Origin of the sequence: Mesorhizobium sp. M0088, assembly GCF_040322895.1 — a bacterium.
Lineage (GTDB): Bacteria > Pseudomonadota > Alphaproteobacteria > Rhizobiales > Rhizobiaceae > Mesorhizobium.
Window position 1 is genome coordinate 47,377 of the sequence record NZ_JAMYUI010000016.1, and the last position, 25,787, is coordinate 73,163.

Below are 25,787 nucleotides of genomic sequence, written 5' to 3' on the forward strand. Positions count from 1 at the left end.
TTTTGTGATCCTACCCGGCGTCTTCGAGTTCTTGGGCGGTGCGCAGATTGAACGACCGATACAGGCCATCGTCGCGCCCGAGGAAAATGATGCGTGTGATGTTCCGTACCATCACGTACTGCTCGGCATCGTCAGGGTTTTCGACGCGGATGGTTTCCCAGCAGCGGTACACTTCATCGAACTCGATGATGTGCGTTTCCTTCGGCTCGTTGTCGGGATCGTTGTCGTTTGGCCATATGACGGTGGCGCCGGGATTTGTCCGTGCATCTGGCGTGACAGCCTGAAAGCGAGCCGCCTTGCCGAAGCGGAAATGCGCATCGCCACCCTCGTCCGGCTTGACCTTCGACAGTGCGCGCTTGAGCACGCCGTCGCCATTGCCGCTGTCGACGATGGAAACCCACCGCGAGCCGCTGGAATTGCGGCCGGCGCGCCATGGGTTGGCAGGGGCTCTGATTTCGACCATCAGGCAGCCTCGAGGTCTATGGTCTTAGGCACAGCAAGTGCGCTGACCTCGAGCGGATAATCGGTGATGAACGGCCCGCCCTTCAGCACCTTGAAGTCGCCGTCGACCTCGGTGAACACTTGATTGAGGGCCTCGATCGCCGCCGACAGGTCCGGCTTGAAAGCCCCGAGCACGTCCTGTTGCGTCGGCAGCGGGTTGACGATGGTGATCTGCTCGACAAGCGTTGCCGGATCCATGGTGAAGAAATCGACGCCGTCATCGTTGGGCGGGATCAACAGATAGTCTTCCGACAGCGTGACCTCGCCCGCGATCGGCATGACGGTGCGGCCGACATAGGCCTGGTAGCCGTCGTCGACATAGCCTTCCTCGACATAGGTCGCATCGCCGGGAACGGTGGTCACCGTGTTGCCCTTGCCGACGGTGCAGCCGATGGTGATCGAGGCGATGGGAGCACCATTCGAGGCTGTGATGGCATAGCCGATGATCTTGCCCGTCGCCTCGCCGCCAGAAATGCGAGGGTCGGCGACGCGGGCATTCATCCGGCAGGACAAAGCCTCGACAAGGCTGGCGGTCAGCGGCGCGGAGAAGGAAATCTGCACCGCGCGCGAGCGCTCAAGGATGATGCGGCGCGCCCGGCAGATCAGGAAGTCGATGCTGCGCCGGCCGCGTGTCGTGGTCAGGTAGGCTCTGGCGCGGACATCGCTGATCGGCAGCGCGCCATCGGGGAAGTCGGTATTCGGCGCGTCGACCGGCTCGTCGGCATCGCCGGATAGCTTCATCTCGATGACGTCCTGCCCTTCCGGGTCGGTCAGGATCGCCTGGCAGTCGGCGACGAGCGTGAAGGAAACCGTTTCCTGCCGGTTGCGGGAGACGTCATAGTCGGCCAGAAACACCGGCTTCATGGTCCAGATCGGAAACTGGCCTGTGCCGTTGGTGATGACGATCTGGTGATACTCCTGCGGCACGACGAAGCCGTCGGTGCGCACGATCGAGCCGTCGCCAAAGCTCCAGCCGCCACCGATGCGGTCGTCCTTCTCCGGGTAGTCCTGCATCAGACCATCGCCGGTCAGCGACTGGATAGAATGGCCGTTACCGGATCCTGCCGTCGCGAAGGCGGCGAGCAATTGCGCCGTGAAATCGACAGTGCCTGTCGCCGCCTGCGCCCAATTGATTTCGGCTGACACCTTGATCGCGGTCAGCGGCGGTTCGCCCGGATCGATTGTCAGACTTTCCCGGATGAAGTCGCCGCCGAAATCGACCAACCCATCCTCGCCATTGAGGATGTCAGAAGCTGTCACATCAAGCGAAGCACGGTCGATGTGCCAGGCGTGGGTGTAGCCCTCCAGCACGGTGTCCGGATCATCACGGCTGTCGGCATTGATGAACATCGGATCCCAATAGGGCGCGACCTTCATCGTCTCGGCGAGCGCCCGCTTCTGCGCGTCATAGCCGGACGGCCGCGCCAGGAAATTCAGGGTGACGGCATTGCCCTGGATTTGCTGCGGCACGCCGACGAGACGGCCGAACAGGACAGGCAGAACACCGACAGTCGGGTTCTTCTCGTCATGCCAGGACAGCCAAGCCCATTGCTTGCGGCCCGGAGCCAGAAGCCCGACACGCGGGTTCTTCATCGTGATGTCGAGGCTGGCGAACGCGCCCTCCTTGTGTGTCAGCGAGATCGAGACGATATCCTCGTCGACGACCTGATGCGCGATGCCGAAGGTGGTCTCGGTCTCGTCGACCCAAGCGAAGAACCACATCAGACTTCCTCAAGATCGAGAGACCAAGCCACGTCAGCATCCCATTCAACCAAGCTCTGGCGGGGAGTAACGACCATCATGGTCAGCCTCGGTCGGTAGAAGGTGAACAGGCCTTCCGTCCGCGTGGCGGAATCGTCTGTCGTGCTGGCGATATCGCGCTCTGGCGAGCCCGTTGCGGTCAGATAGGACAACTCAACCACGCAATCGACGGTCAGCACCATGCCTGGCCAGATGCCCGACAGCGCAGGCGATTGCTGGTCAGTGCAACTGATGTTGCTCCTGTATTTGCGATAGGTGCCGTCGGCGAGGTCGATCAGCGTGCCGTTGACCGTGCGGGCAAGCTGCGCTGCACCATCGATCGGCTCCAGCGTCTGCGTGATGTTGCGCGCGCTGTAAGGGGGGACGGCGATCGGATCGAGCCGGAGCAAAGTCGTTTCGATCATGGGCCGGGCCTCCGGCCGGCGCTGGTCGTCGACGATTTCAACGCGTACTGCTGGAACTTGATCACCGGGTCATTCTCACCAATCAGATCGAGGACATCTTGCTCGGTCGGGCCGTACTGGAGTTTCACGGCGACCATCTTGCCGGAAAGGCCCATGCCGCCGGTCAACGGGGCCTTGACACCACCGCCGCCAGCGAAGCGCTGCACCGACATTGAGCGATTGAAGTTATCGACCGCCCCGCCCATCTTGAAGCCGCGCAGCGACTTCCAGAAATCCTTCGGCAGCGCCATGTTGTTCAGAGCATGGAACAGGCCGGGGCCGTAATAGGCGACGGCCTTGGCCTTGGTGATGAACTCGCCAAGCGATGCCCAGATCGGGATGCTGTCGCTGGTCGCCGTGCCGCGACCGGTGCTGAGATGGCCGCCCTCGGCGAAGCCACCCTGCGATCCGCCCCCGCCCGATGAGGACGACGAGGACGAAGCCTGCGACCGCAAGCGCTGGGCCTGGGCAACTGCCTCCCGCAACGCCGACAGGATCGAATTGATCTCGGAACGGATCTGGCTGGCAAGGCTTCGGATGACGGATGTGAGGCTGCCGAAGCCGCCGGTGATGAGCCCGCCCAAACCGGAGAAGATGCCGGAGAAGATCGACGGCAGCGCCTTGAATGGGTCTGCAACCGCCGCAGCAGCCTGCTCGGCGGCGCTGGGATCGATGCCGGCAAGGGCGTCGTTGAGACCACCAACGGCTTCCGCCGCGGCTGGCGGGAGCCTCTGGATGTCCGTGATCACGCCATCGACCGCAGTCGTCACCGCGACGCCGAGACCGCCACCTAGTTCATCCGTCGGTGCGAGCGCGGACTTCAGGCCAAGGCCTGCCTCATCGGCGGCCGGCTTGATGCGCTGGATGTCGGTCACGATGCCATCCACGGCCGGCGTGATGGAGTTCGTGGTCAGCGAATCCGGAACGGTTCGGATGTGGCTTGCGATGTCGTCGGCGACCGCCTTGACCTTATCGCCAGCGGTCTTGGCACTGGTTCCAACCTCGTCGAGCGCTGTTTTGGATTTCTCCGCCGCGACCGCAACGCCGTTGATGACATTGAAGGTTTCCTGCGAGAGCTTTCCGCCTGCACCGCCGCCACGGAAGACAGTAATCTGATGAGAAAGGCCTTCCACCTTCGTCTTGGTGTCGTCGACTGCAGTGCCGAGTTCTTTGACGCCGGCGGCGGCGGCCTTGCTGTCGGCGCTATAGCCGGCAATCCCTAGTGCCGCCTGCTTGGCAGCAAACTCGGTGTCGGTCAGCTTGCCGGTCAGCAGGCCGATGAAATTGGCGCTTTCTCCGGCGTCCTGCGTCAGCTTGTGGGCATTTTCGCTGATGTCGAGGAACTGCTGGGCCAACTTGCCGAGTTCCGGGTTGGCCGCGCCAATCTTGGCGACTTCAGCACGGAACGCCTCGACGTCCTTTGTGGCCTGAAACTGCTTGAAGACCTCGAACAGTTGATCGGCGGCATGCGGCAACAGGCCATCGAACTGCTCTATCGAATTGATCGCCTCGTCGATGGCGCTGCTCAGGCCCTTGCCGGCCGCTTCCTGCGATAGCCGCGCCTGGATGAGAGCAGCATCCTTGACCTGCTGCGACATCTCGGCGACCTTGCGGCCAGCCTGGTCGTAGGCACTCCCGACCTTGCCGATAAGCTCCTCATGAATGCGCAGCGCGCTCGTCGCTTCGCTGGTGCGCGTTGCCCACAGGGCGATGGTGACGCCGACCAAGGCCAGCGCCGCAATGATTGGGTTGGCGCCCAGGAACAGCAGCGCCGTCGAGAGCAGCCGGAAGCCGCCCACCAGCGCCGCGACACCCTGCAGCGTCACGCCGAACGCGCGCGTCATCAGGCCGAGGCCGAACAACAAGGGGCCGATGGACGCCGCAACACCGCCGATGATCGTTCCGAGCTTGAGCGTCTCTGGGTTTAGCTGTGATAGGGCCGTGGTCCAATCGGCTAGCTTGATGACAATGTTGGTCGCAAAATCGAGAAACCCGGAATCGCCGATGGCTATGCCCAAATTGCCAACGGCCTCGATCAGCTTGTTAAGCTCGCCGTTGAAGCCTTTGACGCGGGTGGCAGCGATGTCCGCCGAATCCGTGTTCTTCAGCTTGACCATCATCTTGTCGATACCGTCGCCGCCCTGTCGCATCAGAGCGATAGCTGTGCGCAGCGCATCAGTGCCGAAGATCGTGGAGACCGCGTCGTTCAGATCCTCTTGGGACAGCTTGCCGAGCTTGTCCTGCAACTCCTGGGCGATCTGAGACATCGACTTCATCTTGCCGGATGCGTCGAAGAATTTGAGGCCGAGCTTTTCCATCATCGCCGCGGCCTGCTTGGACTGCGGGACAAGCCGGGTCAGGAAGGTCTTGAAGGATGTGCCGGCGTCGGAACCGGAGGCGAACGACGAAGCCGTGGCGGCGAGCACGGCGTTGAACTGCTCGAACGTGACGCCAAGCGCGCCGGCCGCGCCGCCGGCCTGGCCAATGGCCAATCGGTAGTCGTCAAAACTCAGTTTAGATTGAATAGTGGCGCCGGTGATCTGGTCGACAACGGCAGGCAGTTGCGACGCGCTCAACTTGAATTGGTTGATGACGTCGCCGATCACGCCGGCCGACGCGGCCAAGCCGGTATCGTTGGCCGCCGCCAGATCGACCATCGCCTTGGCCGCGCCGCCCATGATGGTCTGGAAGTCGAGACCGACCTTGGCCAGTTCGGTCATGCCCTCTGCTGCTTCAGTCGTCGAAAAGACTGACGCCACGCCCAGCTCTTTTGCCTTATCCCTCGCCTCGTTCAAGGCGTCACCGGCGACGCCAGCGTTGACGGCGAAACTGTTCATCGCCTTCTGGAAATCGCCGGACACCTTGAGAACGCCAGCGCCAATCCCAACGATCGGAAGCGTCAGCGATGTCGTCAGTGACCTGCCGACATCCTGGATCTGTTTACCGGTTTTTGCGAATTGAACGCCGAGCGACTTGATCTGGACCTCGGCCTGCTTCAGCGAATTGAAGAAGCTCGGCGACAGCCCCTTTGTCGCAGCCGCAGCCGCCTGCAGATCCTTGAACGCCTTGCGACCGGCGGCGCCGAATTCGGCCAATTCGCGCTTGAGTTCGGCACCGCCGTCAAGCTGAATTCTTTGTTTGATCGTTGCGGCCATGGGTTATTCGTCCAGGAAGGCGCGGTAATAGTAGGCGGCGAGCTTTGAGGCGTTCGCCGCGGTGATCGCGCGCAGATGGAACTTCTGTTTGATGTCAACCTTCGGCACGCCGACATAGAGCGGCACCAGGCGCACCGTGCCCCGACCGTTGGGATTGCGGCCGCGCTTCAACTGCGAGCGCGACACGCCCTTCTGCGAGCGAGGCCCGGTGGCGCGGATGTTGGCTGCCAACAGAGGAGGCTTGCCTGCTCGCTTGATCGAATAGAGCGGGTGGCCGATTTCCTTGCGGTACTCAGACGCCGAGATGCGCCGGCCGCCCCTGCCCTTCGGCGCGTTCGGCAACGGCAGCCACAGGAACGGGCTGCCCTTGATCATGCCGCCGGTTTCGAACAGATCGGCGTAGGGGATCTTGTGATAGACCAGCGCCGCCGCGTTGGCCGAGTTCTGCCCCTTCGGGTAGGTGATGACCCTGAAAGCATTGGCCCAGCGCTTCGAAAAGCCGGCCGCCATGATGTTGGCGCGCCCATCCGCCTTGATGTTGTTGGCGACCTGCGTCATGGCGATCGTCGCCGCCCTGGCGATCGGCTTGTACTTGTCGCGCATCGCCTTGGTCCAGGCTTCGCTCGGGTCGCTGATCTTGATGCTCAACCCGGCCATTTGCCCGCTTTCAGGTTTTGTGCTTCATTCGCGGAGGGAGGACGGGACGGATGAAATACAGGGCAGCCCTGCTTGCGGTCTCTATCGCGGTCACGACGACCGCATCGGCTGGGACCGATGTTGAGCAAAAGCGAAAGCTCTACGCCCTCGGCACGGCCGGAGCCGAATACTGTCCGCAGATCACGACGGCATGGTTTGCGCTGGGGTCGATCGGCTACAACATGAACGCTGATGACGGCGAATATCAGCGCTATGCCGCGGCCGAACAGGGATGGTTCGATACCTTCCGTGCCGCCGGCCCGCGAAATGTCGTCTGCGAATTGCTGATGCAGAAGTACGGGCCGGGCGGAACTTTCGAGCTTTTCAAGTACAAGTGATCAGCCCTTGAGCTTGTCGATCAGCTTGTTGGCGTCCTTGGGATCGCCCCTCGCCGCCATGAACCCATCGGATATAACCTGAGCCCTGGCACGCTTTTCATCACGCTCGGAAAAGTACAGCCAGCCGACAAGCTCGCGCGGGGTATAGCTCCAAAGCTCGGCCGCCGAATGCCCGCCGTGCTTCTTCAGCTTCGTGATGGTTTCCGCGATTTCGAAGCCGGCGCCGTGGGCGATGCTGCGCCGCCGACCGTGCCCATCAGAGCGGTCAGCGCTGCCATGAAAGGGCCAGGGCCGCGCGGCATCGTCACCCGCATGATTGCGGCCAGAAGTTCGGCCTTTTCGTCGAGCGCCAGATTGCCGGCGTTCTTCTCGTCGATGTTGGTGCAGCCGGCGGCGATCAGCGCGGCGATGACCTCGTCGGACATGCCGAGCAGTTGCTCCACATCCCACTTGCCGGATGCCCACATCTTTCGAAGATCGGGAAAGCGGGCAAGCATGACCGCGATTGCCTTGACGGGAACACCGCCGACAATCGCCTGAGCGCCGCGCACCGGAACATTTTCGGTGAGCGGCGCGATGTCCAGAAGACCGGGCATGCGCCGTTAAGCCTGCGGCGATACGGTCATGGTGCCGAAGTCGGACGAACCGTCCGTCGCTTCGACCGCCAGCAGGTCGCCGGTGATTTCGATCTGGCCGAAATCGTCGCCCGAGATCGGGGAGAACGAACCGGTCGGGCCGAACGACACCGACGGGAACACGCCGGACACCTTGTTCCCGACATTGTTGTCGCCGGTGAAGGTGAGCGCGCCGGTGATGGTCGACACCGACATGATGCGAATGACTTCATCGCTGCCGGAGGTCTCGACTTCCGACATGAACATCATGGCGAGGTTGGCCGCGGTGATCTCGTCGAGCACGATGCGGATCTGCACCGCCTGGTTGTTGTACTGCGTGAAGTCGGTCTTCTTCGAACCGCCGCGCGTCTTCTTATGCTCGAGCTTGTCGACGGCCGGCGTCAGTTCGCACTCGACGATGTTGCCGAGGTCGCGCGGGCTGCCGCCTGTCGGGGTCCATGTGGCATAGCCGGTGCCCTGGAAATAGTTGGTCGTGCTGGGAGATGCAACCAAAGGCATGGTCGTTCCTTTCGGTGATGATGCCCGTCACCGGGCGGTTGAAAGCTTGGGGAGGTTCAGCCGGCGAGCGAGCCGGGCTGCATGATGTATGTGAAGGTGAACGCAACGCCGATGCCGCCTTCCATGGAGCGGCCCCGCTCGGTGGCGGTCATCGATCCCTGGTAGCGGATGGCCCGATTGTTGACGGTGAGCGCCAGAAGATCGGCGTCCGCCAAAACGGCGTCGATCAGCTTGGCCCGTAAAAGATTGAGCTTGGTGCCGACGTCTTCCGCCTTGGATTCGAGCCGGAACTGCACTTCTGGCGTCATGTCGATATGGCGGAGCGTCAGTGCAGTTCGGCCTGCAGGGTCGGTCTCGCGCGCCACTTCCTCGCCATCGAACAGGATGACGGCCGGCAGGTTCGATCCCGACACATCGGTCTCGTTGCGGCGCTTGCTGAACGACGCGTCGACGCTCCCGGCGACGATGAGCAGCCGGGCAAGGATGGCTTCGCGCGGATCCAATTTATTCGGCCTCCAGGATCAGGCGAAACTCGCCGTAGCCTTCGCCGGTCGGCGCTGGCACGGTCTCATGGCTTTTGACGGTCCATGTCTTGCCGCTGAAGGCGATCAAGGCGTTCCGCAGATTGGCTGGGTCGACTTCGGCCAGATCGACCGCTCGCACCATCGCGGCCGGCTTGATGTCCAGCACATCGACGCCCTTGAAATTGAGGGCTGCAGGGTTCGTCTTGTCGATCGCCCGCAGCGCCATAGGCGGATCACCGCAGGCCACTGTCAGCACGGCATCAACCGCGATCGGCGAGGCATAGAGCGCCGCATAATGGATATCCCAGATGCTCATGAGCCGCGCCTTGTTTTGGGCACGAAGGCGAACTCCCAATGGCCGACACGATCCTCTCCGGCATTGGCGTCGACATGGGCGTAATAGGTCACACCGGCCGTCAGTTCGAGCGTGTCCTTCAGCATCCCGCGGTAGTTGCCTTCCGCATCCGTGCCATCGATCGAGGCCAGCGTGAGCGGCCATGTCTGCCCATCGACGGCCACACCTTCCGCATCCTTCACCGTGACCGTCACGTCGGCGTCGGCAATGAATTCGTCCTCGATCAGGCTTTTGAGCCCAGAGAGTTCGATGATGTTGGTGTTGCCGACATAGACGACGCAGGTCATTGATCGCTCCTGTCGGTCGAGATTGTGCCTTGCAGCAGCTGGCCGGCGCTCACGCCGTCATCGGAGAGCGCGGCGACGATGCGCGCCGCACCCGCCAAGGCTGGCCGGATCGAGATTGCGCCGAGCACCAGGGTCGCAACTGGCGGCAATACGGCCTCGGCCCATGCATGGCCCCAGGATGAACCCCATGACCCGCCCCAGACGTTCACGCCGGTCCCCACTCGTTGCCGGTCGTTCCGCCGCCCTCGACCGTCACGCCGTTGACCTTGGCAATGTTGGCGTCGACCGCTGCGCCGGAGAAGGTCAGCCCATCGGTCTTTGCCTGCACCGCGTCGACCTTGCCATCCGTGGCTGCGAGATCGGCGGCTGTTGCCAAGGCAGCGTCGGCGAGCGCGATATCGACCTGTGCGCTGACGTCGGCGGCTGACAGGTCATTGAGACCGCCGATGCTGCTTTGGATAGCGTTGGTCGCCGCGATGATGAGCGACTGGTCGGCCGGGTCGCTGGGGAGGTTTGTCGTCTTATCGTCAATGGCGACGACGCCGGCGAGGATGGTGCTGGCTTTGCCGTCGATCGAGGCGATGGTGGCGTTGTCAGGCGCAGTGTAGGCGCCCGAGGCCAGGCGGCTCGTCACGTCGGCGTCGAGATGGCCCATGCGGACGCCGGTGACACCGGCATTAGCCAGGGCCGCATCGGCTTCAGCGTTGACCTGCGCCGCCGAGAGGTTGTTGAGAGCTGCGATCGCCGCCAAGGTAACATCATCGGATCCGGCCAGGGCTGCGGTGAGTTCGGCGTTGGTTGGTAGCGCGTCAATCTGGGTGTCGAGATTGGCAGAGGCCAAGCCAATAGCCCCGCGCACGCCGGCGGCATCAAGATCATTGAACCCGGTGACGCCGGTTCCCTTGGCCAGCGCGATATTTGTGCCGGCGGTCAGAAGGCGGGTGGTCGCTGCCCAAACGCCAGTTGCAATCTCCGTAACCGCGTCGGCTGCGAGTTCGGATGCCCCAATTGCGTCGGTCGCGATAGAGCCGGCGGTGATGCCGCCAGTCGCCACGCTTCCGACTGAGCCAGTAACATTGCCGCCCACGTTGCCAGTGACCGAGCCGACAGCACCTGTGACGGAGCCAACCGCTCCGGCGACGCTGGCAATGGTGACATCGCTCGCGACCTTGGCGTCGGTGATCGCATCGGCGGCAATCGCGGTGGCGGTGAGCACGGCTGCCGCCATGGCGCCGACACTGGCGTCGATGCGGCCCGAGACAAGGGCGGCGGGCAGAACGGCTTTGACGGCAGCAACGTCCGCGCTGACAGATGCGCCGGCGGGAGCGCCAAGTCGGGCAAAGACCGGAGCCAGCGCCAAGCTGAAGGTGGCGATCACCTTGACCACGGCAAGGCTGTCGACGGTCTCATCGGGCGACAGCACTGCCGTGTAATGCGCGCCGGCGGTCCAGAAGCCGACATCGCCGGTGTCGACCGATGTGTCGATGACCAGGCAGTGCAGCCCGGTAACCGAATCGAAAGGCGACGTCATGGTGATGCCGTTGGTCGTAGCCTTCTGCGTCGCTGAGCCGTTCTTGTAGAGGATGACATCGGCAGCCTCGAAGCCGGTCGACGGCGCCACCGCCGCACCCGACGCTGCATGCGTGGTGAACATGATCGAGACCGTTGTGAAGTCTTCGGGAAAATCGCCGATGTAGCTCATCCGACCAAAGCTCCACTATCGACGAGTTGCGCCGCGCCACCGCCGCTTGCCGCGCTTGCGCCATAACTGATGATGATGATCTCGCCGCGCGATCCGGCGCCACCATTGCCGGCATTGACGCCGTTCACGGTCGTCCCACCACCACCGCCGCCGCCGCCTGGTGCCCCGCCTGCGCCACCGTTTTCCGGCACGGTAGCGCTTGAATTACCGCCACCGCCGCCGGAACCCGCATAGCTAAAGCCGGGATTGCCGGCGCTGCCATGCGTGCCGCCGACACGATCACGCGCGATGCCGCCCGCCGAGCCGGTGCCATAAACCGAAGAACCCTTGCCGCAGCCTGCACCGCCGCCAGCACCGCCGCGCGTTGCGTCACGTCCGGCAGTGGGCGTGCTGTTCGAATTGACGCCTGGTGCGCCGCCTGCACCGCCGAAAAAGCCAGTGTTGGCTGCCGATCCCGCCGCGCCGCCATTGGCTCCTGCTGTTCCTGCGGTGGCTCCGGTGCCGTTGCCGCCTGCGCCATCGAGACCTGCGCCGCCTCCAGCGCCGGAAACCGCTCCGTTGGTGCCGCCAACGCCACGACCGCCGCCGTAGGCCGTGAGGGTGACGCCGTTTATTGTGATCGAGGTATCGCTGCCAGCACTGGCGCCGACGCCGCCGGCATTGGTGTCTGCTGTGGCACCAGCACCGCCTGTCACTTGCGCGCCAACGGTGTAGGTTTCCGTCGATGCCAGTTGATCGGCGGAATAGACGCGATCGATGACCGCCCCGCCACCGCCGCCAGCACCGCCGCTAGCCACTGTCGCCGCAGCATAACGACCGCCGCCGCCACCGGGGCCGCCGCCGCCGATCAGGATGACGCGAACGACTTCCGCCCAGCTTTCCTTGGTCCAGGTCTGCGCGATGCCGGAAGTGAAACGCTCAATTTTTATCGGGGCGGCCGTCATAGCACGCTCACCAGATCGGTGATGACAATCACGATGCCGCCACCACCAGCGCCGCCATTGCCGGCCGTGCCAGCAGCGATCGCGGCGCCACCACCACCGCCGCCGCCGCCGGGGAACCCGCCATTGCCACCGGCACCAGCCGTTGTGGCGCTGGCGCCACCACCACCACCGCCCGAACCTGGCCAGCCGAGAGTGTCGACGACCCCGTTTGATCCAGGAAGACCGCTGGAACCGGCGGCGGCGACGCCACCAGGAACCGCGCCACCAGAAACCGCGCCACCGGCGCCACCATTACCATAGGCAGGACCTGTCGTTTTCCCTCCGCCTGAACCGCCGCCGGCTGCTGCAATCATAGATTGTCCACCTGCAGAGGCGTTGCCTCCGACTGCGGATGCGCCAGCACCGCCACCACCGCCAACGCTGCCGTTGGCCGTCCCTGCCGATGTCGCGCCTGCCACGCCACCATTGGTGCCAGCCGTTCCGGCTGTGCCTGTCGTGGCGTCGCCACCGGCGCCAGCCATACCAGCGCCACCGCCGCCGGCAGCAGCGGTCGAGGCTGACCCGCCAGCACCACGACCGCCGCCATAAGCGGTCTGCACGGCAACCGTGGTGCCGCCAAATGTGCTATTGCCGCCAGCCGTGCCATTGCCGGCGCCAGAACCAGTGCCGGCCGATCCGCCAGACGCACCGGCGCCGACCGCATAGGCTTCCGTCGCGCCGAGTTCGGAGGCATCGAACACCATCTCGTGACGGCAACCACCGCCACCGCCACCGCCACCGGAAACAGCCGTGGCCGATGCCGCCGTGTCACCACCGCCACCGGACCCACCGGCACCAACCAGGATGACACGCACAGTCGTCGCGCCAGCCGGCTTGGTCCAGTTGCCGGAACCGGAGGTGAATGTCTGGACGTCAACGGGCATGGGTCAGCAGATCCTTGCGCGGTCGGCTTCGCGGATGAAAATCATGTTGTTGCCGGCCCAGGAGTGCAGGGTGCAGCCCTTGGCTTCCATGAGCGCGGCAAGTTCGTGGCTGGTGTCGCCGCTGCCATTGTCGGCCTCGACGATGACGACCTTCGGGCCTTCGCCGAACGTGGCGCCTTGCAGCACGTCGATGTCGAGGCCTTCGATGTCGAGCGACAGCAGGTCCGGCCAGATGCCGCCGAGATCCTCGACAATCGCGTTGAGCGTCGTGACGGGCAGTTCCTCGCTGCGCACGATGCCAAGCGTCATCGCTGTCGCCTTGTCAAATGTGAAGCGGCCAGGATCGGCCAGCACGTGGAAGAAGGTCAGCGTCCCGGCGATCGGCGCCACGCCGACTGGCAGAATGATGTCGTCCGGCCGCGCCGCCACGAAAGCATCGAAGGCCGCCAGATTTGGTTCAACCACTATGCCGCGCGATCCGCGCTCATAGAGCAGCGCCGTGTTCGACAGATCGAACGGATGATAGGCACCAACATCGAGATAGGACGGCCGCTCGATGCCGAGCCGCTTGAAGATGTTGAGGATGGCGAGATCGTCGCCATGCTGCGCATAGGTGCGGCCGCCGAACCATTGATCGCGATGGCCAGTCATTCGCGCCCCCTCGAATGATGCATCTTCTTTTCGACGTCGGTCATCGGCACGATGATGTCGTGGCGCGCAATTTCGATGAGCCCGTCGTCGGATGGGTGCGGGTCAAAGACCATCACGCCATTCTTGCAGACGACCGCGTGATAGAACGGGCCGCGTGGGCTTGGGCCGGCAGCGATTGAGTACGCGCCCTTGAGCCGTGTGTCGCCTGGAGGAACCGTGATTATCTTCAGGCCGCGCTCGGCCAGCCATGCGTAGATCGGTTCCCAGAACCCGCCGGCGCGAACTTCATCGCTGGCGGTATCGATGACTTGATCGAGGGGCAGACCCAGCACAGACGCCATAGCGGCAGATTGGCAGTTTCCGCGACCCTTGGGATTGTCGGCGACGAAGATGGTCTGGCGCTGCGGGATCATTTGCGCCCCTCGGCCACCGCCGCTTCGATCCAGTTGAAGTGCTCGCCGATGACCGTGTGATGGCCCTCGACATCGATCAGGTCGGCGTGGTCCGACTTGTGGACCTCGCAAGCCGCGATTTCCTCGAAGCCGGCGAAGAACAGGCAGGCTTCCAGCAGCGCCTGCGACCAGATCGCCTTGTGGCCATGCGCAAAGATGATGGCGTGCATGGCGCCGCGTCGATCTGCAGAGGGCGCCCATTTGCGCGCGAAATCGAAATACTCCTGGTCACCGCGCCGCCAGATGTTTTCCAGGCTCGGCACGCAGATGCGGATGACGCCGCCCGGCTTCAGCACGCGCCGGGCCTCGGTAAAGAAGCGTAGCGCCGCATGATAATCGACATGCTCGACGACATGCTCGGCATAGATGAAATCGGCATGATCATCGGGAAACGGCAGCCGCTTCTCGATGTCGACCTCGGCGTCGAAGTTCTGCCAGCCGTCGAGCTTGTTGGTGCCGCAGCCGAAGTTCAGCTTGATCGCATCCTCGACCGGCCTTGCCGCCGGCTCCTGCGCCACCGTAGAGGCCACGAAGGCGTCATAGGCCTCCGGTGTCGCATGCGTCACCCAATCGAGCCCGGCGACGTTGCTGGCGGTGATCTGGCCCCGGTCGCCGCGCTCGGCCTTGAGCGGCAGCATCCACAGATCGGTGCCGAGGATGTCGTAAACGGCCTGTTCCGGGTAGGGTTTCGCCTGGCGGTTCCACCAGTCGTATTTCTCGATGAACTTCGACTGCCAGAGATAGTCGACGCTGAAGAACATCAGGCCGGTCTCAGCCCAGCCGGTTTCTTGGCGCTTGGTCCCTTCAACCGGGACCGATGCCGCCTTGATGCCGGCCGCCATCATCTGGCGGATGATCGGCATCACCGGTCGCTTGAACAGGCTGTCTCCCTCGATGTGGACGACGTAGTCATATTGCCCGTCGATCGCCATTTCGAGGCCCTTGGAAAAGGCCCTGCCCCAGCCGTCTTTGCCGCCGCGCGCCAGATGGCCGACATTGTCGGGGAAGGCGTATTTCTCGACGGTTTCAGGAAGCGCCTGCGGTGAATGGCTATCGACCAGGAGCAACGCCACGCCGGGGTTGAGCCTGCGATGCAGTTCCTCCCACTGTGCGGCCAGCCCCTGCTTTTCCGGCGTATCGACGTAGGTCGTCCCGAACACCAGCACGCGCGGCTGCTTGCCATGCAGCGCGGCGAACGCTTCCACCTTCGGCAGCGCGTCAACCATGTCGATGGTCTTGTCGCACTGGTGGTGGCGGTCGAAGCACTCGCAGGGCTTCATCGGCTCGATCGGCAGCGTCGGAGCCAGATGTGCACCGACGCTATTGGTGAAACGGAAGCTTTCATTGCCGCCATAGACGCAGATGTTCGGTGTTCCCACCGCCTGCGCCAGGATCGGCGTGAAGCCGGCATTGCCGAAAACGAGCGCAGCCTCGGCAAACAGCCCGGCCAGCGCTTCGAAATCCGCCTCGCCATGGTGCAGTTTCAGGTCGACGTCCTGCTCCTCGCCCACGATGTGCTCGCCCTTCTGGTCGAGGTTGCAGACCGAGACGGTGAAGAACCGGTCCTTGATCGAACGATAGAGCGCCGCATAGGCGACAGGATCAGGCGCGCGTGATGGGCACGGCCATGTGCCGTTGAGCACGATCGGCCGATAGACCATGATCGGCTTGCCGCCGGTGTCGCCGACCAGCTTGCGCGCCGCTTCCCGCCATTCCGGCTTGACCGGCAGGGAGAAGTCCGCTCGATCCGGACACTTCAGGCCGACAGAACCGAACATCGCGGCAAGGATGGTGCCGTGCTTCTTGGTCTGCGCGTGATCGTAGCCGATTTTCCTGTCGTGCTGCCGACCAGCCTTGCCGCCGCTGCCATTGCCCCTGTCGCGGATCCTCGGATCGAGATGCCCGGAAACCAGCGTGACCTTGAGCCCTTCGGCGATCAGGTCATGATACATAGCGGTGTAATAGGTCAGCAGCTCGACGCTGCGGGTCTTCATCAATTCCCGCACAACCGCGCGTTGAACGATGCAATCGCCCATCCCGTACATGCTGAGCACGGAGATCGACGGCTTCGCCGACACGCGCTGCAGCATTGCGATCACCTCTTGAAACGGGATTTTTGGCCAGACATCGATCGCGCTGGCCGGATTGGCATTGATGATTTCGACGCCGGCAGCGCGAACCGACGGCGCGATGGCTTCGAATTCCTTGGCATGCTTGCCGAAACTGTCGGCCTTGAACGACCATGGATAGGCATCGGTGTGATGATGCCGCTGTCCCTTGACGATCTGCCCGTCGACGCCGAGCAGAACGATCCTGGAAGCCCCGAAATGCCCCGCCAGGTTGATGGCGCCGGTGACACTGGTGGTTTCCAGTGCCAGCGCGTCGGGCTTGGTCGAAATGCCCTTGGCTGGCGCGATCTTCTTCAGGTTCTTGATGCGCTTGTCCGACCATGCGCATGTGGTGACGATCAGCCCGCCGAACTCGGGATGGTATTTCGTCCACCATCTGGTGTCGGCGAAGAACAGCACATCGGCTTGCGGATAGGTCTTCCAGGCCGAGTTGATGGCGATGACCCGCCGCCCTTTGAGGGGCGACAGGTCGAGATCGAGAACAGAGGCGCCGCCCGCGAGGATGAAAACCGTTTCACCGGCCCATTCTCGCGGGACAGTCCACATTCAAGATCAGGTGCGCTTGGCCCGGTAGAGAGCCTGCGGCATCGTGCAGACCGGAAGTGGATAGGCGTAGAGTTCCACGTCGACCCACATGTCGCGGTCCTTGTCAGGGACGATGCCCGGATAGAACATCTGGCCGAGCTGGCCGATGTGCTCGAACTTCTCACCGGGGGACATCGCCCATTTGAAGATGCCCGAACCGGCCGGGAAGAACTTCGCCTTGTCGGTGCCGACAGCGACGGTCGACCCGTCATCGGTGCCGCGATAGTTGATCCATGTGATGCCGCCGAAGTTGAACGTCTCCCAAGCGACAGGATCACGCAGAGACGCTGCTGCCTGGTAGTTGAGATAGGTCGCGCGGACTTCCGGATGAGCGATGAGGTCATCCCAGAAGGCGTCACCGCAGATCGCGTAGACGCGGACCGAATTGCCGCCGAGACCCTTCAGTCCGCGCGTGATCGAGCGGATGGCAACCGTGCACTTCTTGCGGATAATGCCGGACGCCGGGTTGGCGTTGTCGAGATCGAAGTCGACTTCGGCCGGGATGGTCTGGCCAAGCGCCGATGCCCAGTCGATGATGGTCGAACCGTCGGCGTCGGTGACGAGGCCCTGAACGCAGCCGAGGCGCCAGTTTTCGAAGGTCAGATCCATGTCGCGCTTAATCAGGAACTGGCGACGAGCCGTCTCTGCCGCGACCTGCTTCAGTTCGGTTTCCGAACCAAACTCGCGGATACCGGAAAGTTCCGAGGCCGAGAGCCTGCTACCCTTTGCGAGGCGCTTGGTGGCGAACGGAGTAGCATCGCGAGCGCCGTCCACCTTGGGGGAAAGCGGCGTGCCGCGCGGGCTGGTCTGGATCAGCGCGGCTTCGGTGCCGCGCGCTTCGATCCAGATCGCTTCGGTGCGAACAGGAGCCGGGTCGAAAAGACCAGGGATGGAGCCGAGAAAGCCGGGCACATAGCCGACCCTATCGACGGCGGTGAGGAGCGACGTCATGCTGAATGCGTCGTCCTTGAAGATGTCCATAGTTGCCATTGTGGTTGTCCTTTCGAGGAGCCGCGATCAGCGGACGACGATGTTGAGGTCGAGCAGGCCCGCGATGCCACCGGTGTCGATGGTGCCGTCGGTCTGTTCGGTTGAAAACAAAGCCTCGCCAACGACTTCGGCGAGCCGGGCGTGATATGCGATTTCGTCGCCGGTCACGGCAGCCTGAAACGCGATGCCAACGACAGTGCCGCTGCCGTCGTACGAAACAAGATCGTCGCCCGAGAGCTTGACGACTTCGCCAGCCCTAAGGGTGCCACCGGCTGTCCTCTTTTCACGCGACAGCGTGCCGTTGGCTTCGGAAAGGAGATAACCGCCAGCGTGGCGGGCTTCGGTGAGGGTCGTCATGGGAGTGTCCTTTCAGGGAGTTGATCAGGCGCTCTTGACGCCAAACTGGGAGTTGACCTTCGCGGTGACGTCGGCCCAGATGTCTTCCTTTGCCGCAGGCTGATTGCCAGACCGGGCCAGCGAGTCCGGCTGCTTGCTGCGATCGGCGAGCGACGCGGACGGACCCTGCTCGGCGATGTTCTTCGCGGCGAACGCAACGACCTTTTCGGCCGCCATCTCCGGGCTTTCCGTGGCCAGTTCGAGCGCGGCGGAGAGCCGGCCAGCGTTGCCCTTGATGCCGTCGGCGCTGATGATGGCCGAGAGGCGGGTGCGTTCCGCTTCGGCGCCAGCCTTGGTGCCTTCGGCGACACCTTCGGCCTTGCCTTCGGTGCGAGCCTGCTTCACGGCTGCGTCATGGGTTGCTTTCGGAATGCCCGCGTCTTCATTGGCGGCGGGCGCGCCGTTGTTCTCGCTCATGGAAGTTCTCCTTGGTTGCGAGGTTGAGCGCCCAGAGGCGCGGGTCAGGTCCGCTAGGACCGATTCGAATGAGCCGAGACGATCGGCAATGCCGGCATCCACGGCGGCTTGGCCGATGAAAGTCCGGGCTTCCGTTTTCCGGGCCATGGCGGCAGTCAGGCGATTACCGCGACCCTTGGCGACCGTCTTCAGGAACAGGTCATAGAAGGCGTTCACCTCGGCCTGCAGGTCCGCCTTCACGTCGGCCGAGAGCGCTTCGAAAGGATTCGCATCGACCTTGTGGGCGCCGGCGAAGATCAGCGTTGGGCTGATGCCTTCGTTGGCAAGAGCACGGCTGTAATCGGCGTGCATGAGCACGACACCGATGGACCCGCCGACGCCGGTTTCCGTCGTGACGATCTCGGTCGCGCCGGCCGCAATCGCGTAGCCAGCCGATGCCGCCATGCCGTTGACGATCGCAACGGTGCGCTTCTGCCCCGACAGTTCGCGGACAAGGGCGGCAGTCTCGAAGGCGCCGACGGCTTCACCGCCCGGCGTATGGAGGTCGAGGATCACGGACTTGACCGCGTCGTCGGTCGCCAGCGCCTTCAACTGGTGCTGGATGCCTTCGTAGGAGGTGAGCCCCGATGAAGCGCCAACCCATGCGCCGCGGTTCACCATCGAACCGGTGACCGTGAGGATGCCGACGCCGTTCTTCACATTGTACGGCTTGCGCTTCGGAACCTTGTCGCCCCACGCATCAAGGCCGAAGACCGTTTTCCCGTCGGCGTCGCGCTCGATATTGTCGCCTTCGAAGCGGGTGGCGTCGGGCGAACTGATGCCGATCCGCCCGGCCAGCACCGACATGATCACCTGCGCCTTGTCTGGCGTGATCAGCAGCGGCCGGTTCAAGACCCGATCGGCTATGTGGATCAGATGGGACATCAGGCTATCCTTCGGAACCCGGCGCGCATGGCGAAGCGCGCCTTGCGGCCGCCCGTCGATTGCGAGCAGGCGTCTTCCGCTTTTGTGATTTCACGATCGAGCGCATTGAGATTGGCGGCGCTGAACTGCATCCGGGTCTCGCCATGCTGCGACATGGTCACCGTGCCGCCGGCAATGACCGTCAAGCGGTGCGCCTTCAGCACGGTTGCCAGCGAGCATGGATCGTCCATGTCGACCGTGATGCCGCCGATGGTGACGTTATTGGCCATTGGGCTGCGCATCCTTGCCGGCTGGCTTCTGCGCGTCCTTTTCGGCTTGCGCGTCTTCGGCGGCGATCTCGTCCATCATGTCGATATCCGTGCCGCCGTTGGTGACGCCGCCGTGGATATCGAGGTCTTCGCGCATCGCCTTTTCTTCATGGCGGGCGCGATAGACGTCTTCGTGATCGACACCAAGATCGGCGCAGATCATCTCGTCGGACATGACACCCATGTCGCGATAGAGCTTGTGCGCGCTGGCCGCCTTGACCTCATCGGCCACCGGCTTGGCCGGGCCGCGCCAGTCGATGCGGCAGATGTCCGACTTGTTCGCGATGAAGGCGTCGACACCGCCCGGCAATGGCATGTCGCCACGGTCGATCTCTTCCTCAAGCCACGCTTCGGCCAAGCGCTGCGGCATCGGGGTCGCGATGTGCTTCCTGCGATAGAGCAGCAGCGGCCACTGTTTCGCGATGCCCATACGGATCGAGGAGTAGGATTCGCCGCGATGATCGCCGGTCAGGTCCGGCAGGAGCGCACCGACACACCTGGCAATCTCGCGTAGCAGGAAGTTGGCGAACGCCTCATAGGTCGAATTCGGATGTTCCGACCGGTTGAAATTCAGCTTTTCGCCCATCATCAGGTGAGCGATCTTGCCGTTGCGGCCGAGATCGATATTGACGTTCTGATGCCAGCCGACCTTTTGGCCCATGAAGGCATCGAAACGGGAGGCCGCACCATCGACCCCATAGCCATCCTGCTCGTCCTGATCCTTCAGGGCATCGAGGATTTCCGAGGTCGGATAATCGCTTTCGACCGTTGCCGCGAAAATCGCCTGGATCATCGCGGCCGACAGCGTCGCGTTGGACAACTGGTCATAGTCCCTGAGAACGCGCAGGACGGGCGCCAGAGGCGTGATGCCCCTGATCTGGCCTGCGGCACCATCGAACACATGAACGATCATAGGGCGCCCGTATGCGTCGCGGGCGGCCCTTTCGACCTCAACCTTTTCGTTCCACTTGCCTTTCAACTCGAACAGATAGCCGGCGGGCGCCGCGTTCTGGTCGAGAAAGACGCCATGTTCAAGCCGGCGCATGATGTCGGTGCGCTGCGAAAGCCAGTGTGACGGCAGCAGCCGAAGCTTGGTCCCGGCCTTCGACCCCTCACGCTTGATGAACGGGATTTCCGCAAGGATCTCGCCGGTGGCAAACCACTGCCGAACCGAAGCCGCCTGCATCTGGGCAAGTGAATACCGCCCGCCGGCGTCAACTTCATAAGGGTTCGCGGCATAGGCGGCGAAGCGCTTTTCGGCGCGAGTTGCCCATTCCGAGGTCTGCTTTGCATCAAAGCCGAAGACTGTGAGATCGGGCCTGAAATTGGCCTGGAGACCATCGCCGATCATCAGCGACATCATCTGTTCGACGACACCGGCGATCCAGCCGCTGTTGTGCAGCGCGTCAACGGTGCGAGATGCCGCCTGCACCCAGGAGGCGCGGACGTCATCCGACGCGTCGCGAAGCACCGGCGGCTGCGTGTTGAAGATTGACACGCCGGTCTGCTGCGAGCGCAGATAGCCCGCCGACGGCTGCGGCGCGGCCGGCACGGCGATGATGCCGGCGATCCTGTTCCGCAAGCCTGCAAGCATTCTTGTCACCTGTTCAGGGCCGCCGCGTAGGCAGCCATCTTGTTTGGTTTCTTGATCGCGACGGCTTCGACCGGGGCGGTTTCGACCTTGACCTCGGTGATGCGCTGCGCACCCAGGAACCAGCCGGCCGCCGCCTGCATGGCCTCGATGTCGAAGAAGTGGTTTTCCTTGCTGCGCTGCACCCAGACAGGCTTGCCGCCGGGCCGCTTGATGCGGGCCTCGCTCACCAGCTGTTGCAGGTAATAGTCCGGCGCATCGTCCGGCAGATAGAACGCCCCGGGCTCGCCGATCGGCCACCGCAGCCGCTCGTGCACGGTGCGCTTGAAATAGTCGGTGTCGACATGGAAAAGCTCGATGCCGACGGTTTCGAGCTTGCCGCGCCAGTTGACGCGCGCCTCGATCTGTTTCGGGAGGATCGGCTTGCCCTGAAGTCTGTCCCTGCCCTTCGTCGGCCGGCAGAGCCGCGCATGTCTTTGGCAGAACGAATAGACCCGGTTTTCGGGAACCTGCTTCGGATTGCCCGGCCTGAAGCCGGAATCGATCAGCGCCAGCCGGATCGGATGGCCGCCGTACCTGTCCAGCAACACCTCTTCAAGGTCTTCCCAGACCTCTTCCTCTGCCGTGTTGCCGTACAATTCCCCAAGCTGCACCAGGCAGGAGGTCGACCGATGGCCCCACCCCCTTATCCCGAAGATCAAGCGATCCTTCTGGACGTCGCAGGCCAGCGTCAAAAACTTGACCCAGGACGGAACCTCGCCCAACACATAGGGCTGCTCGGGGCTCTTTAGCTTCTCCAGCTCACGCCATTCCGGCACGTCACCGGAGCCGGGAGCATAGAGCTCGCCCATGCCGCCATTGACGACAGCCTGGATTTCGGCCGCTTCACCGGAGCGAACAGCCTCGACATATTCCGCCGCGCGCTCGCCCCATGTCTGGAACGGTGAGGCAAGCCCCGACACCCAGAAGGATATCGTGACGCTTTCCGGGACCGGACCCAGCACCACACCATCCGGTGTGATCGACTGCCCCGGCGCGACATAGACGCCGCGCTCGTTCATGCCGGGCTTGCTGTCGTCGGTGATCTCGCACCCGCACCGCGGGCAATCGATGTGCGCCGTGTTCTTCGCCAGTGTCGCCGTCGACTTCAGGTCGCGACCGTCGGCAGATTTCGGCTTCTCCCACTTCAGGCATTTGAACCGCGGAATGAAATATTCCGAGCAATGCGGGCACGGCCAGGCCCAATGATACCGAGTCCCCGACTGCCAAATGCGCCAGATCGTCGAGGAAATCTCCTGCGGATCGATCTCTGCCCAGAATTCCAGCCCGCTTTCAGGATCGACTTCCACGTCGGACGGCCCTTCGCTCGGGGTGCTCGTGATGTAGTGTACGAAATCCGCGTAGGTATCGCCGCGCCTGTCGACCAGACGGATCGGATCGCCCGCCCCTTTGACGTTGGCCATGAGCTCGTCGGCCTCATCGGTCAGGGCCAAGCCGAATGGATCGGACTTCAGCGCCGTCGACGATCCGCCATGCGCCAGCCGAAGCGGGACACCGGAGATCAGCTTGCGCAGCACCTTCATGCGCTTGCCGCGCGCCACCTTGCCCCGGAGAGCCTTGGTGCCGTCGAGCAGATCCATCACCCGCGGTTCCCACTGGTCTTGCAGGAACTGCTTGGTCGGCCCGAGATAGAGCGTCGGCACCGGCGCCGTATCGAACCGCTCGCCGATGATGTCGAGCGCCCCGTCGGATTTCCCCATCTGGGAACCACACACCAGAGCAACCCGTTTGTGTGTCCTGGCATGGACTGCTCGCGTAGGAGCAACGATGTACGGCGTCAGGCTTGGATCACGCGGCCCCGGGACACCGGCCGTCGGCGGATAGATTCTGTTCTGGCGAGCCCACTCGTCAGGCGTCGTCCTCGTCGTCGGCTTGATCAGCCGGGAGACCCGAGCGTAAAGCCTGTGCGCTTTCGGCAAAACGGTCACTGAGGCGAAGCCGCTCGGCGTCGCAGATGGCTTCGATGCGCTGCCGTTCACGGGGTTCTCTGGTTATGCGCGCCGGCAAACCGCCGATCGACTGCAGGAAGTCACCTGTCACCTTGTCGAGCGCGGCCACCGCCTCGCCCATGTCGACGATGCGTCGATCTTCCCTGGCCATGCGCAGTTCAATTTCAGCCGCCCTGGCATCCTGCGCCCGATTGCTCGATGCGCTTTTCGTCTGCCCGGCGATCGTCCCCTTCAGGAACTTGATGTAGCCGTGCACCGAAGCTTCCAGCGGATACCGGCCTCGGCCAAGCTTTGGAATGTGACCTTCCCGAACAAGCTGGTCGATGCGAACCGGCGTCAGGTCAAGCAAGCTTGCCAGCGTCTTTCGGTCGATGTCTTCCGGCGCCTGACCTGCCAATTACAGGCCCGCCCCAAGGTATAGGAAAGCCGAAATCTGAAAATCGCTCAGACGCGGATGGATTGGGCTACGCCGTCCCGCATACTCTGGGGAAAATGCAACCGGAACCTTAATAGGGGGCATGGCACAACCTACAGGAGAGTGAGCACCTTCGCGCCCTTGGCGATGTTCTCTTTGGCCCACATCGGTCGCAGGTTGGTGATTGCCCAAGCTGCTCGCACATCGTCATCGTTGCTCATGTCGAATGATGACAGAGGCAGGATGTGGTCTAGGCCTCGATGCTTGGTGCTGACCTGCCCTGCACCATGGCCCTGCGCAGGCAGTAGCCCCAGTTGCTAGTCCTGCCCATGCGCTTCTTCTTCAGTGCCGCTCGCAGGTTCTCCTTGATCCTGAAGGCTGGGTCCATTCGGTAGCGCATATGCCAGCGCTCTGCTTCCGATAGGCTGCGGGCTCGCCAAGGGTAGAGCGCTAGCGCCTCAGCCTTCAGCCGTTCACGCTCTTGCCTTTTCTGTGCCCTGGCCGCATTGACCTTGGCATAACGGACTTGGGTCTCTGCCTTACTGATCTCTCGACGCGCTACTGCGGCAGGATGGCTTGCCAGCTTCTTGCCCGCCAATTCAGCCTTGGCTTCGAGGTATTGCTCAACCTTCATGCCCAGTCGCTTGGCTAGGCGCCGCGCATATTCCTTCGACCTGTCCTTGTCCGCATTGGCACATCGTACCGCCTGCGGAATGTACCCCGGCCGGTCTTGGCTGCGCCGTAGGTTGGCCTCATGTTTGACGCGGCGCTTCTCTTCTGCTGCACACTGATCGCAGCGCTTGCTGCCCTTCTTCCTGGCGCCGCCGCAGTCCATGCAAGGCTTGGCATGGGCCGCTCTGGCCATGCGTGAGCGCTCGCCGGATGTAAGCGGCCCACACTCATAGCAATTCTTGGGAACTCGCCCAGAACGGACAGGCCGCCGCACAAAAGGCGACTTGCAGCGCCCGCATATCAGCGTATGAGAATTCACAGCCTCTCCGATCCTCATCCGATCGTGGTGGTCAGGGTCGAGGCGGTGTTTCCAGCACCAAATCGGCCCGCTTATTTTCTAGCACGTACTGTTCCCGCTGTCATAGCCAAGTTCAAGGCGACAGGCGATGGATGGCAGGCACGGATGAATGATGTGCTGGCACAGGCCAAACTCTAGCTGCACCTCGGGTTGGTTGCCCACTCTCGCATGGTGCAAGGCTGATGCCCGCATGCTGATAGAGCCAGCATGGCGGCGAGGATGAGGATGCGCATGGAGATGTCCTGTGCGGCTAGTCTCGGCATAGATCGAAGCCGTCGATGTGGCCCTGAGCGTAGCCGGCGCGGAATATCTCAGCCGCTATCGTCGGCAAGTCCTCGGGCTTCGCTGTGGCCAGCCTTGCGACCAGCGCATCATAGTTTGCGCGATCTGGTGCGGCCAACGTTTCGATGTATTCGACGCCCGTCGACCATGCTGGCGCGTCAGGTTGAAAGTGGCACATATCCGCTGCCGAGCATGGCACGATAAGGCCATTCATCAGTTGCTTAACCGGGCTTCTGACGTTGACGTACTGCTCCGGGTCTTCGGGATGCTCGATGCGCTGGGTCTGCCAGCAGTACACGACATCATCGACCACGTTCACAGTTTCGAAGGTGTCGCCCATCACGCCGCCTGCTTCCTGCGCTGCTGCTCTCGCTGGCGGCGGGCCTGGTTGCGCTTGGATGCCCAGCTAAAATCGTCATGTTCGGAGGAAAGGATCTTGGCGAAAGCGCCATCAGCGATCCAGGAATTGAGGCAGTCTCGCTCTCCCGCATCTTCCGGGATTGTGGCACAAATATCACTGATTTCAGGGGTATTAGGCAACAGCCTGATTTGGGCCGATCCGCTATGCTGCGATGCGTTGCGAACCAGAATGGCCGAAATTTGAGCCAAAGCCCGATCTTTTCTTGCGCGGCCGGTGTTGGGATGGATGCCCTCGGTCTTGAAACACCAGCGCCGGAAAGACTTGCCGCCGACCTTGGCTCGAGCCCATGCGAGGAGCGCGCGGCGTTCATTGTCATTGCCAACGGACAGCAGCCATTCGTGCAGCGCCTCGAGTTCGCTGATCTCATGCGCCGACGGCATGAAGCCGATGCGCTCCCAGAACGCCTTGCGCTCGGCCGCCAGCGG

General features: G+C 63.1%; 28 protein-coding genes. 2 read left to right on the plus strand and 26 right to left on the minus strand.

Going from position 1 to position 25,787, the window contains the following annotated elements; genetic code table 11:
* Nucleotides 1-10 precede the first annotated feature (10 nt).
* The 5 genes from NKJ67_RS19890 to NKJ67_RS19910 are packed head-to-tail and all read right to left on the minus strand — an operon-like array spanning nucleotide 11 to nucleotide 6,517.
* Nucleotides 11-463, minus strand: coding sequence for a hypothetical protein (locus tag NKJ67_RS19890; RefSeq protein WP_352582505.1), 453 nt, complete (start codon nucleotides 461-463; stop codon nucleotides 11-13).
* A complete protein-coding gene (locus tag NKJ67_RS19895; RefSeq protein ID WP_352582506.1) occupies nucleotides 463-2,223 on the minus strand; it encodes a hypothetical protein in 1,761 nt (586 codons plus the stop codon). The genes NKJ67_RS19890 and NKJ67_RS19895 overlap by 1 nt, the downstream gene beginning before the upstream one ends.
* Complete coding sequence (locus tag NKJ67_RS19900) at nucleotides 2,223-2,666, minus strand: hypothetical protein (protein WP_352582508.1); 444 nt, start codon at nucleotides 2,664-2,666, stop codon at nucleotides 2,223-2,225. The genes NKJ67_RS19895 and NKJ67_RS19900 overlap by 1 nt, the downstream gene beginning before the upstream one ends.
* Entirely contained in the window at nucleotides 2,663-5,860 is a 3,198-nt protein-coding gene (locus NKJ67_RS19905) for a phage tail tape measure protein (RefSeq protein WP_352582510.1), read from the minus strand. The genes NKJ67_RS19900 and NKJ67_RS19905 overlap by 4 nt, the downstream gene beginning before the upstream one ends.
* Before the next feature lie 3 nt (nucleotides 5,861-5,863).
* A complete protein-coding gene (locus tag NKJ67_RS19910) occupies nucleotides 5,864-6,517 on the minus strand; it encodes a DUF6441 family protein (RefSeq protein ID WP_352582512.1) in 654 nt (217 codons plus the stop codon).
* Nucleotides 6,518-6,567: 50 nt separating this feature from the next.
* Between NKJ67_RS19910 and NKJ67_RS19915 the strand changes: the two genes are divergently transcribed.
* Nucleotides 6,568-6,894: a hypothetical protein gene (locus NKJ67_RS19915; protein ID WP_352582514.1), complete on the plus strand. Its 327-nt coding sequence runs from the start codon at nucleotides 6,568-6,570 to the stop codon at nucleotides 6,892-6,894.
* Nucleotides 6,895-7,079: 185 nt separating this feature from the next.
* Here the strand turns inward: NKJ67_RS19915 and NKJ67_RS19920 are convergent, their stop codons facing one another.
* From NKJ67_RS19920 to NKJ67_RS20015, 20 genes are all read right to left on the minus strand, one after another.
* On the minus strand, nucleotides 7,080-7,490 hold the full coding sequence (locus tag NKJ67_RS19920; RefSeq protein WP_352582516.1) for a phage pre-tape measure protein: 411 nt from the start codon (nucleotides 7,488-7,490) through the stop codon (nucleotides 7,080-7,082).
* 6 nt (nucleotides 7,491-7,496) lie between these two features.
* Nucleotides 7,497-8,027: a hypothetical protein gene (locus NKJ67_RS19925; protein ID WP_352582518.1), complete on the minus strand. Its 531-nt coding sequence runs from the start codon at nucleotides 8,025-8,027 to the stop codon at nucleotides 7,497-7,499.
* Between the two features lie 56 nt (nucleotides 8,028-8,083).
* Nucleotides 8,084-8,530, minus strand: coding sequence for a hypothetical protein (locus NKJ67_RS19930; protein ID WP_352582520.1), 447 nt, complete (start codon nucleotides 8,528-8,530; stop codon nucleotides 8,084-8,086).
* A gap of 1 nt (nucleotide 8,531) precedes the next feature.
* Complete coding sequence (locus NKJ67_RS19935) at nucleotides 8,532-8,867, minus strand: hypothetical protein (RefSeq protein WP_352582522.1); 336 nt, start codon at nucleotides 8,865-8,867, stop codon at nucleotides 8,532-8,534.
* Nucleotides 8,864-9,193 (minus strand): hypothetical protein, encoded by a 330-nt coding sequence (locus tag NKJ67_RS19940; RefSeq protein ID WP_352582524.1) that lies wholly within the window; start codon nucleotides 9,191-9,193, stop codon nucleotides 8,864-8,866. The genes NKJ67_RS19935 and NKJ67_RS19940 overlap by 4 nt, the downstream gene beginning before the upstream one ends.
* Complete coding sequence (locus NKJ67_RS19945) at nucleotides 9,190-9,402, minus strand: hypothetical protein (RefSeq protein WP_352582526.1); 213 nt, start codon at nucleotides 9,400-9,402, stop codon at nucleotides 9,190-9,192. Before NKJ67_RS19945 ends, NKJ67_RS19940 begins: the two co-directional genes overlap by 4 nt.
* Nucleotides 9,399-10,895: a hypothetical protein gene (locus NKJ67_RS19950; protein WP_352582528.1), complete on the minus strand. Its 1,497-nt coding sequence runs from the start codon at nucleotides 10,893-10,895 to the stop codon at nucleotides 9,399-9,401. The genes NKJ67_RS19945 and NKJ67_RS19950 overlap by 4 nt, the downstream gene beginning before the upstream one ends.
* Nucleotides 10,892-11,839 (minus strand): hypothetical protein, encoded by a 948-nt coding sequence (locus NKJ67_RS19955; protein ID WP_352582530.1) that lies wholly within the window; start codon nucleotides 11,837-11,839, stop codon nucleotides 10,892-10,894. Before NKJ67_RS19955 ends, NKJ67_RS19950 begins: the two co-directional genes overlap by 4 nt.
* Nucleotides 11,836-12,762: a hypothetical protein gene (locus NKJ67_RS19960; RefSeq protein ID WP_352582532.1), complete on the minus strand. Its 927-nt coding sequence runs from the start codon at nucleotides 12,760-12,762 to the stop codon at nucleotides 11,836-11,838. Before NKJ67_RS19960 ends, NKJ67_RS19955 begins: the two co-directional genes overlap by 4 nt.
* A 3-nt stretch (nucleotides 12,763-12,765) precedes the next feature.
* Nucleotides 12,766-13,413, minus strand: a complete 648-nt coding sequence (locus NKJ67_RS19965; protein WP_352582534.1) for an FkbM family methyltransferase — start codon at nucleotides 13,411-13,413, stop codon at nucleotides 12,766-12,768.
* Nucleotides 13,410-13,826, minus strand: a complete 417-nt coding sequence (locus NKJ67_RS19970; protein ID WP_352582536.1) for a hypothetical protein — start codon at nucleotides 13,824-13,826, stop codon at nucleotides 13,410-13,412. Before NKJ67_RS19970 ends, NKJ67_RS19965 begins: the two co-directional genes overlap by 4 nt.
* A complete protein-coding gene (locus NKJ67_RS19975) occupies nucleotides 13,823-16,540 on the minus strand; it encodes a methyltransferase domain-containing protein (protein WP_352582538.1) in 2,718 nt (905 codons plus the stop codon). Before NKJ67_RS19975 ends, NKJ67_RS19970 begins: the two co-directional genes overlap by 4 nt.
* Before the next feature lie 6 nt (nucleotides 16,541-16,546).
* Nucleotides 16,547-17,569, minus strand: a complete 1,023-nt coding sequence (locus tag NKJ67_RS19980; RefSeq protein ID WP_352582540.1) for a major capsid protein — start codon at nucleotides 17,567-17,569, stop codon at nucleotides 16,547-16,549.
* Nucleotides 17,570-17,596: 27 nt separating this feature from the next.
* The gene (locus NKJ67_RS19985; protein WP_352582542.1) at nucleotides 17,597-17,926 is read right to left on the minus strand and encodes a head decoration protein; all 330 of its coding nucleotides are present in this window, start codon (nucleotides 17,924-17,926) and stop codon (nucleotides 17,597-17,599) included.
* 24 nt (nucleotides 17,927-17,950) lie between these two features.
* Nucleotides 17,951-19,273: a S49 family peptidase gene (locus tag NKJ67_RS19990; protein ID WP_352582544.1), complete on the minus strand. Its 1,323-nt coding sequence runs from the start codon at nucleotides 19,271-19,273 to the stop codon at nucleotides 17,951-17,953.
* 32 nt (nucleotides 19,274-19,305) lie between these two features.
* On the minus strand, nucleotides 19,306-19,575 hold the full coding sequence (locus NKJ67_RS19995; RefSeq protein WP_352582546.1) for a hypothetical protein: 270 nt from the start codon (nucleotides 19,573-19,575) through the stop codon (nucleotides 19,306-19,308).
* Entirely contained in the window at nucleotides 19,565-21,208 is a 1,644-nt protein-coding gene (locus NKJ67_RS20000; RefSeq protein ID WP_352582548.1) for a phage portal protein, read from the minus strand. Before NKJ67_RS20000 ends, NKJ67_RS19995 begins: the two co-directional genes overlap by 11 nt.
* A gap of 5 nt (nucleotides 21,209-21,213) precedes the next feature.
* Nucleotides 21,214-23,193, minus strand: a complete 1,980-nt coding sequence (locus NKJ67_RS20005) for a terminase gpA endonuclease subunit (RefSeq protein WP_352582550.1) — start codon at nucleotides 23,191-23,193, stop codon at nucleotides 21,214-21,216.
* Nucleotides 23,114-23,563 carry a hypothetical protein gene (locus tag NKJ67_RS20010; protein WP_352582552.1) on the minus strand — a complete coding sequence of 150 codons (450 nt, stop codon included), beginning with the start codon at nucleotides 23,561-23,563 and terminating at the stop codon, nucleotides 23,114-23,116. The genes NKJ67_RS20005 and NKJ67_RS20010 overlap by 80 nt, the downstream gene beginning before the upstream one ends.
* Nucleotides 23,564-23,879: 316 nt before the next feature.
* On the minus strand, nucleotides 23,880-24,494 hold the full coding sequence (locus tag NKJ67_RS20015; protein WP_352582554.1) for a hypothetical protein: 615 nt from the start codon (nucleotides 24,492-24,494) through the stop codon (nucleotides 23,880-23,882).
* 114 nt (nucleotides 24,495-24,608) lie between these two features.
* On the opposite strand from NKJ67_RS20015, the gene NKJ67_RS20020 reads away from it, so the two are divergent.
* Entirely contained in the window at nucleotides 24,609-24,797 is a 189-nt protein-coding gene (locus NKJ67_RS20020) for a BrnA antitoxin family protein (protein ID WP_352582556.1), read from the plus strand.
* A gap of 112 nt (nucleotides 24,798-24,909) precedes the next feature.
* Here the strand turns inward: NKJ67_RS20020 and NKJ67_RS20025 are convergent, their stop codons facing one another.
* Nucleotides 24,910-25,281, minus strand: a complete 372-nt coding sequence (locus NKJ67_RS20025) for a hypothetical protein (protein WP_352582558.1) — start codon at nucleotides 25,279-25,281, stop codon at nucleotides 24,910-24,912.
* Between the last annotated feature and the right edge of the window lie 506 nt (nucleotides 25,282-25,787).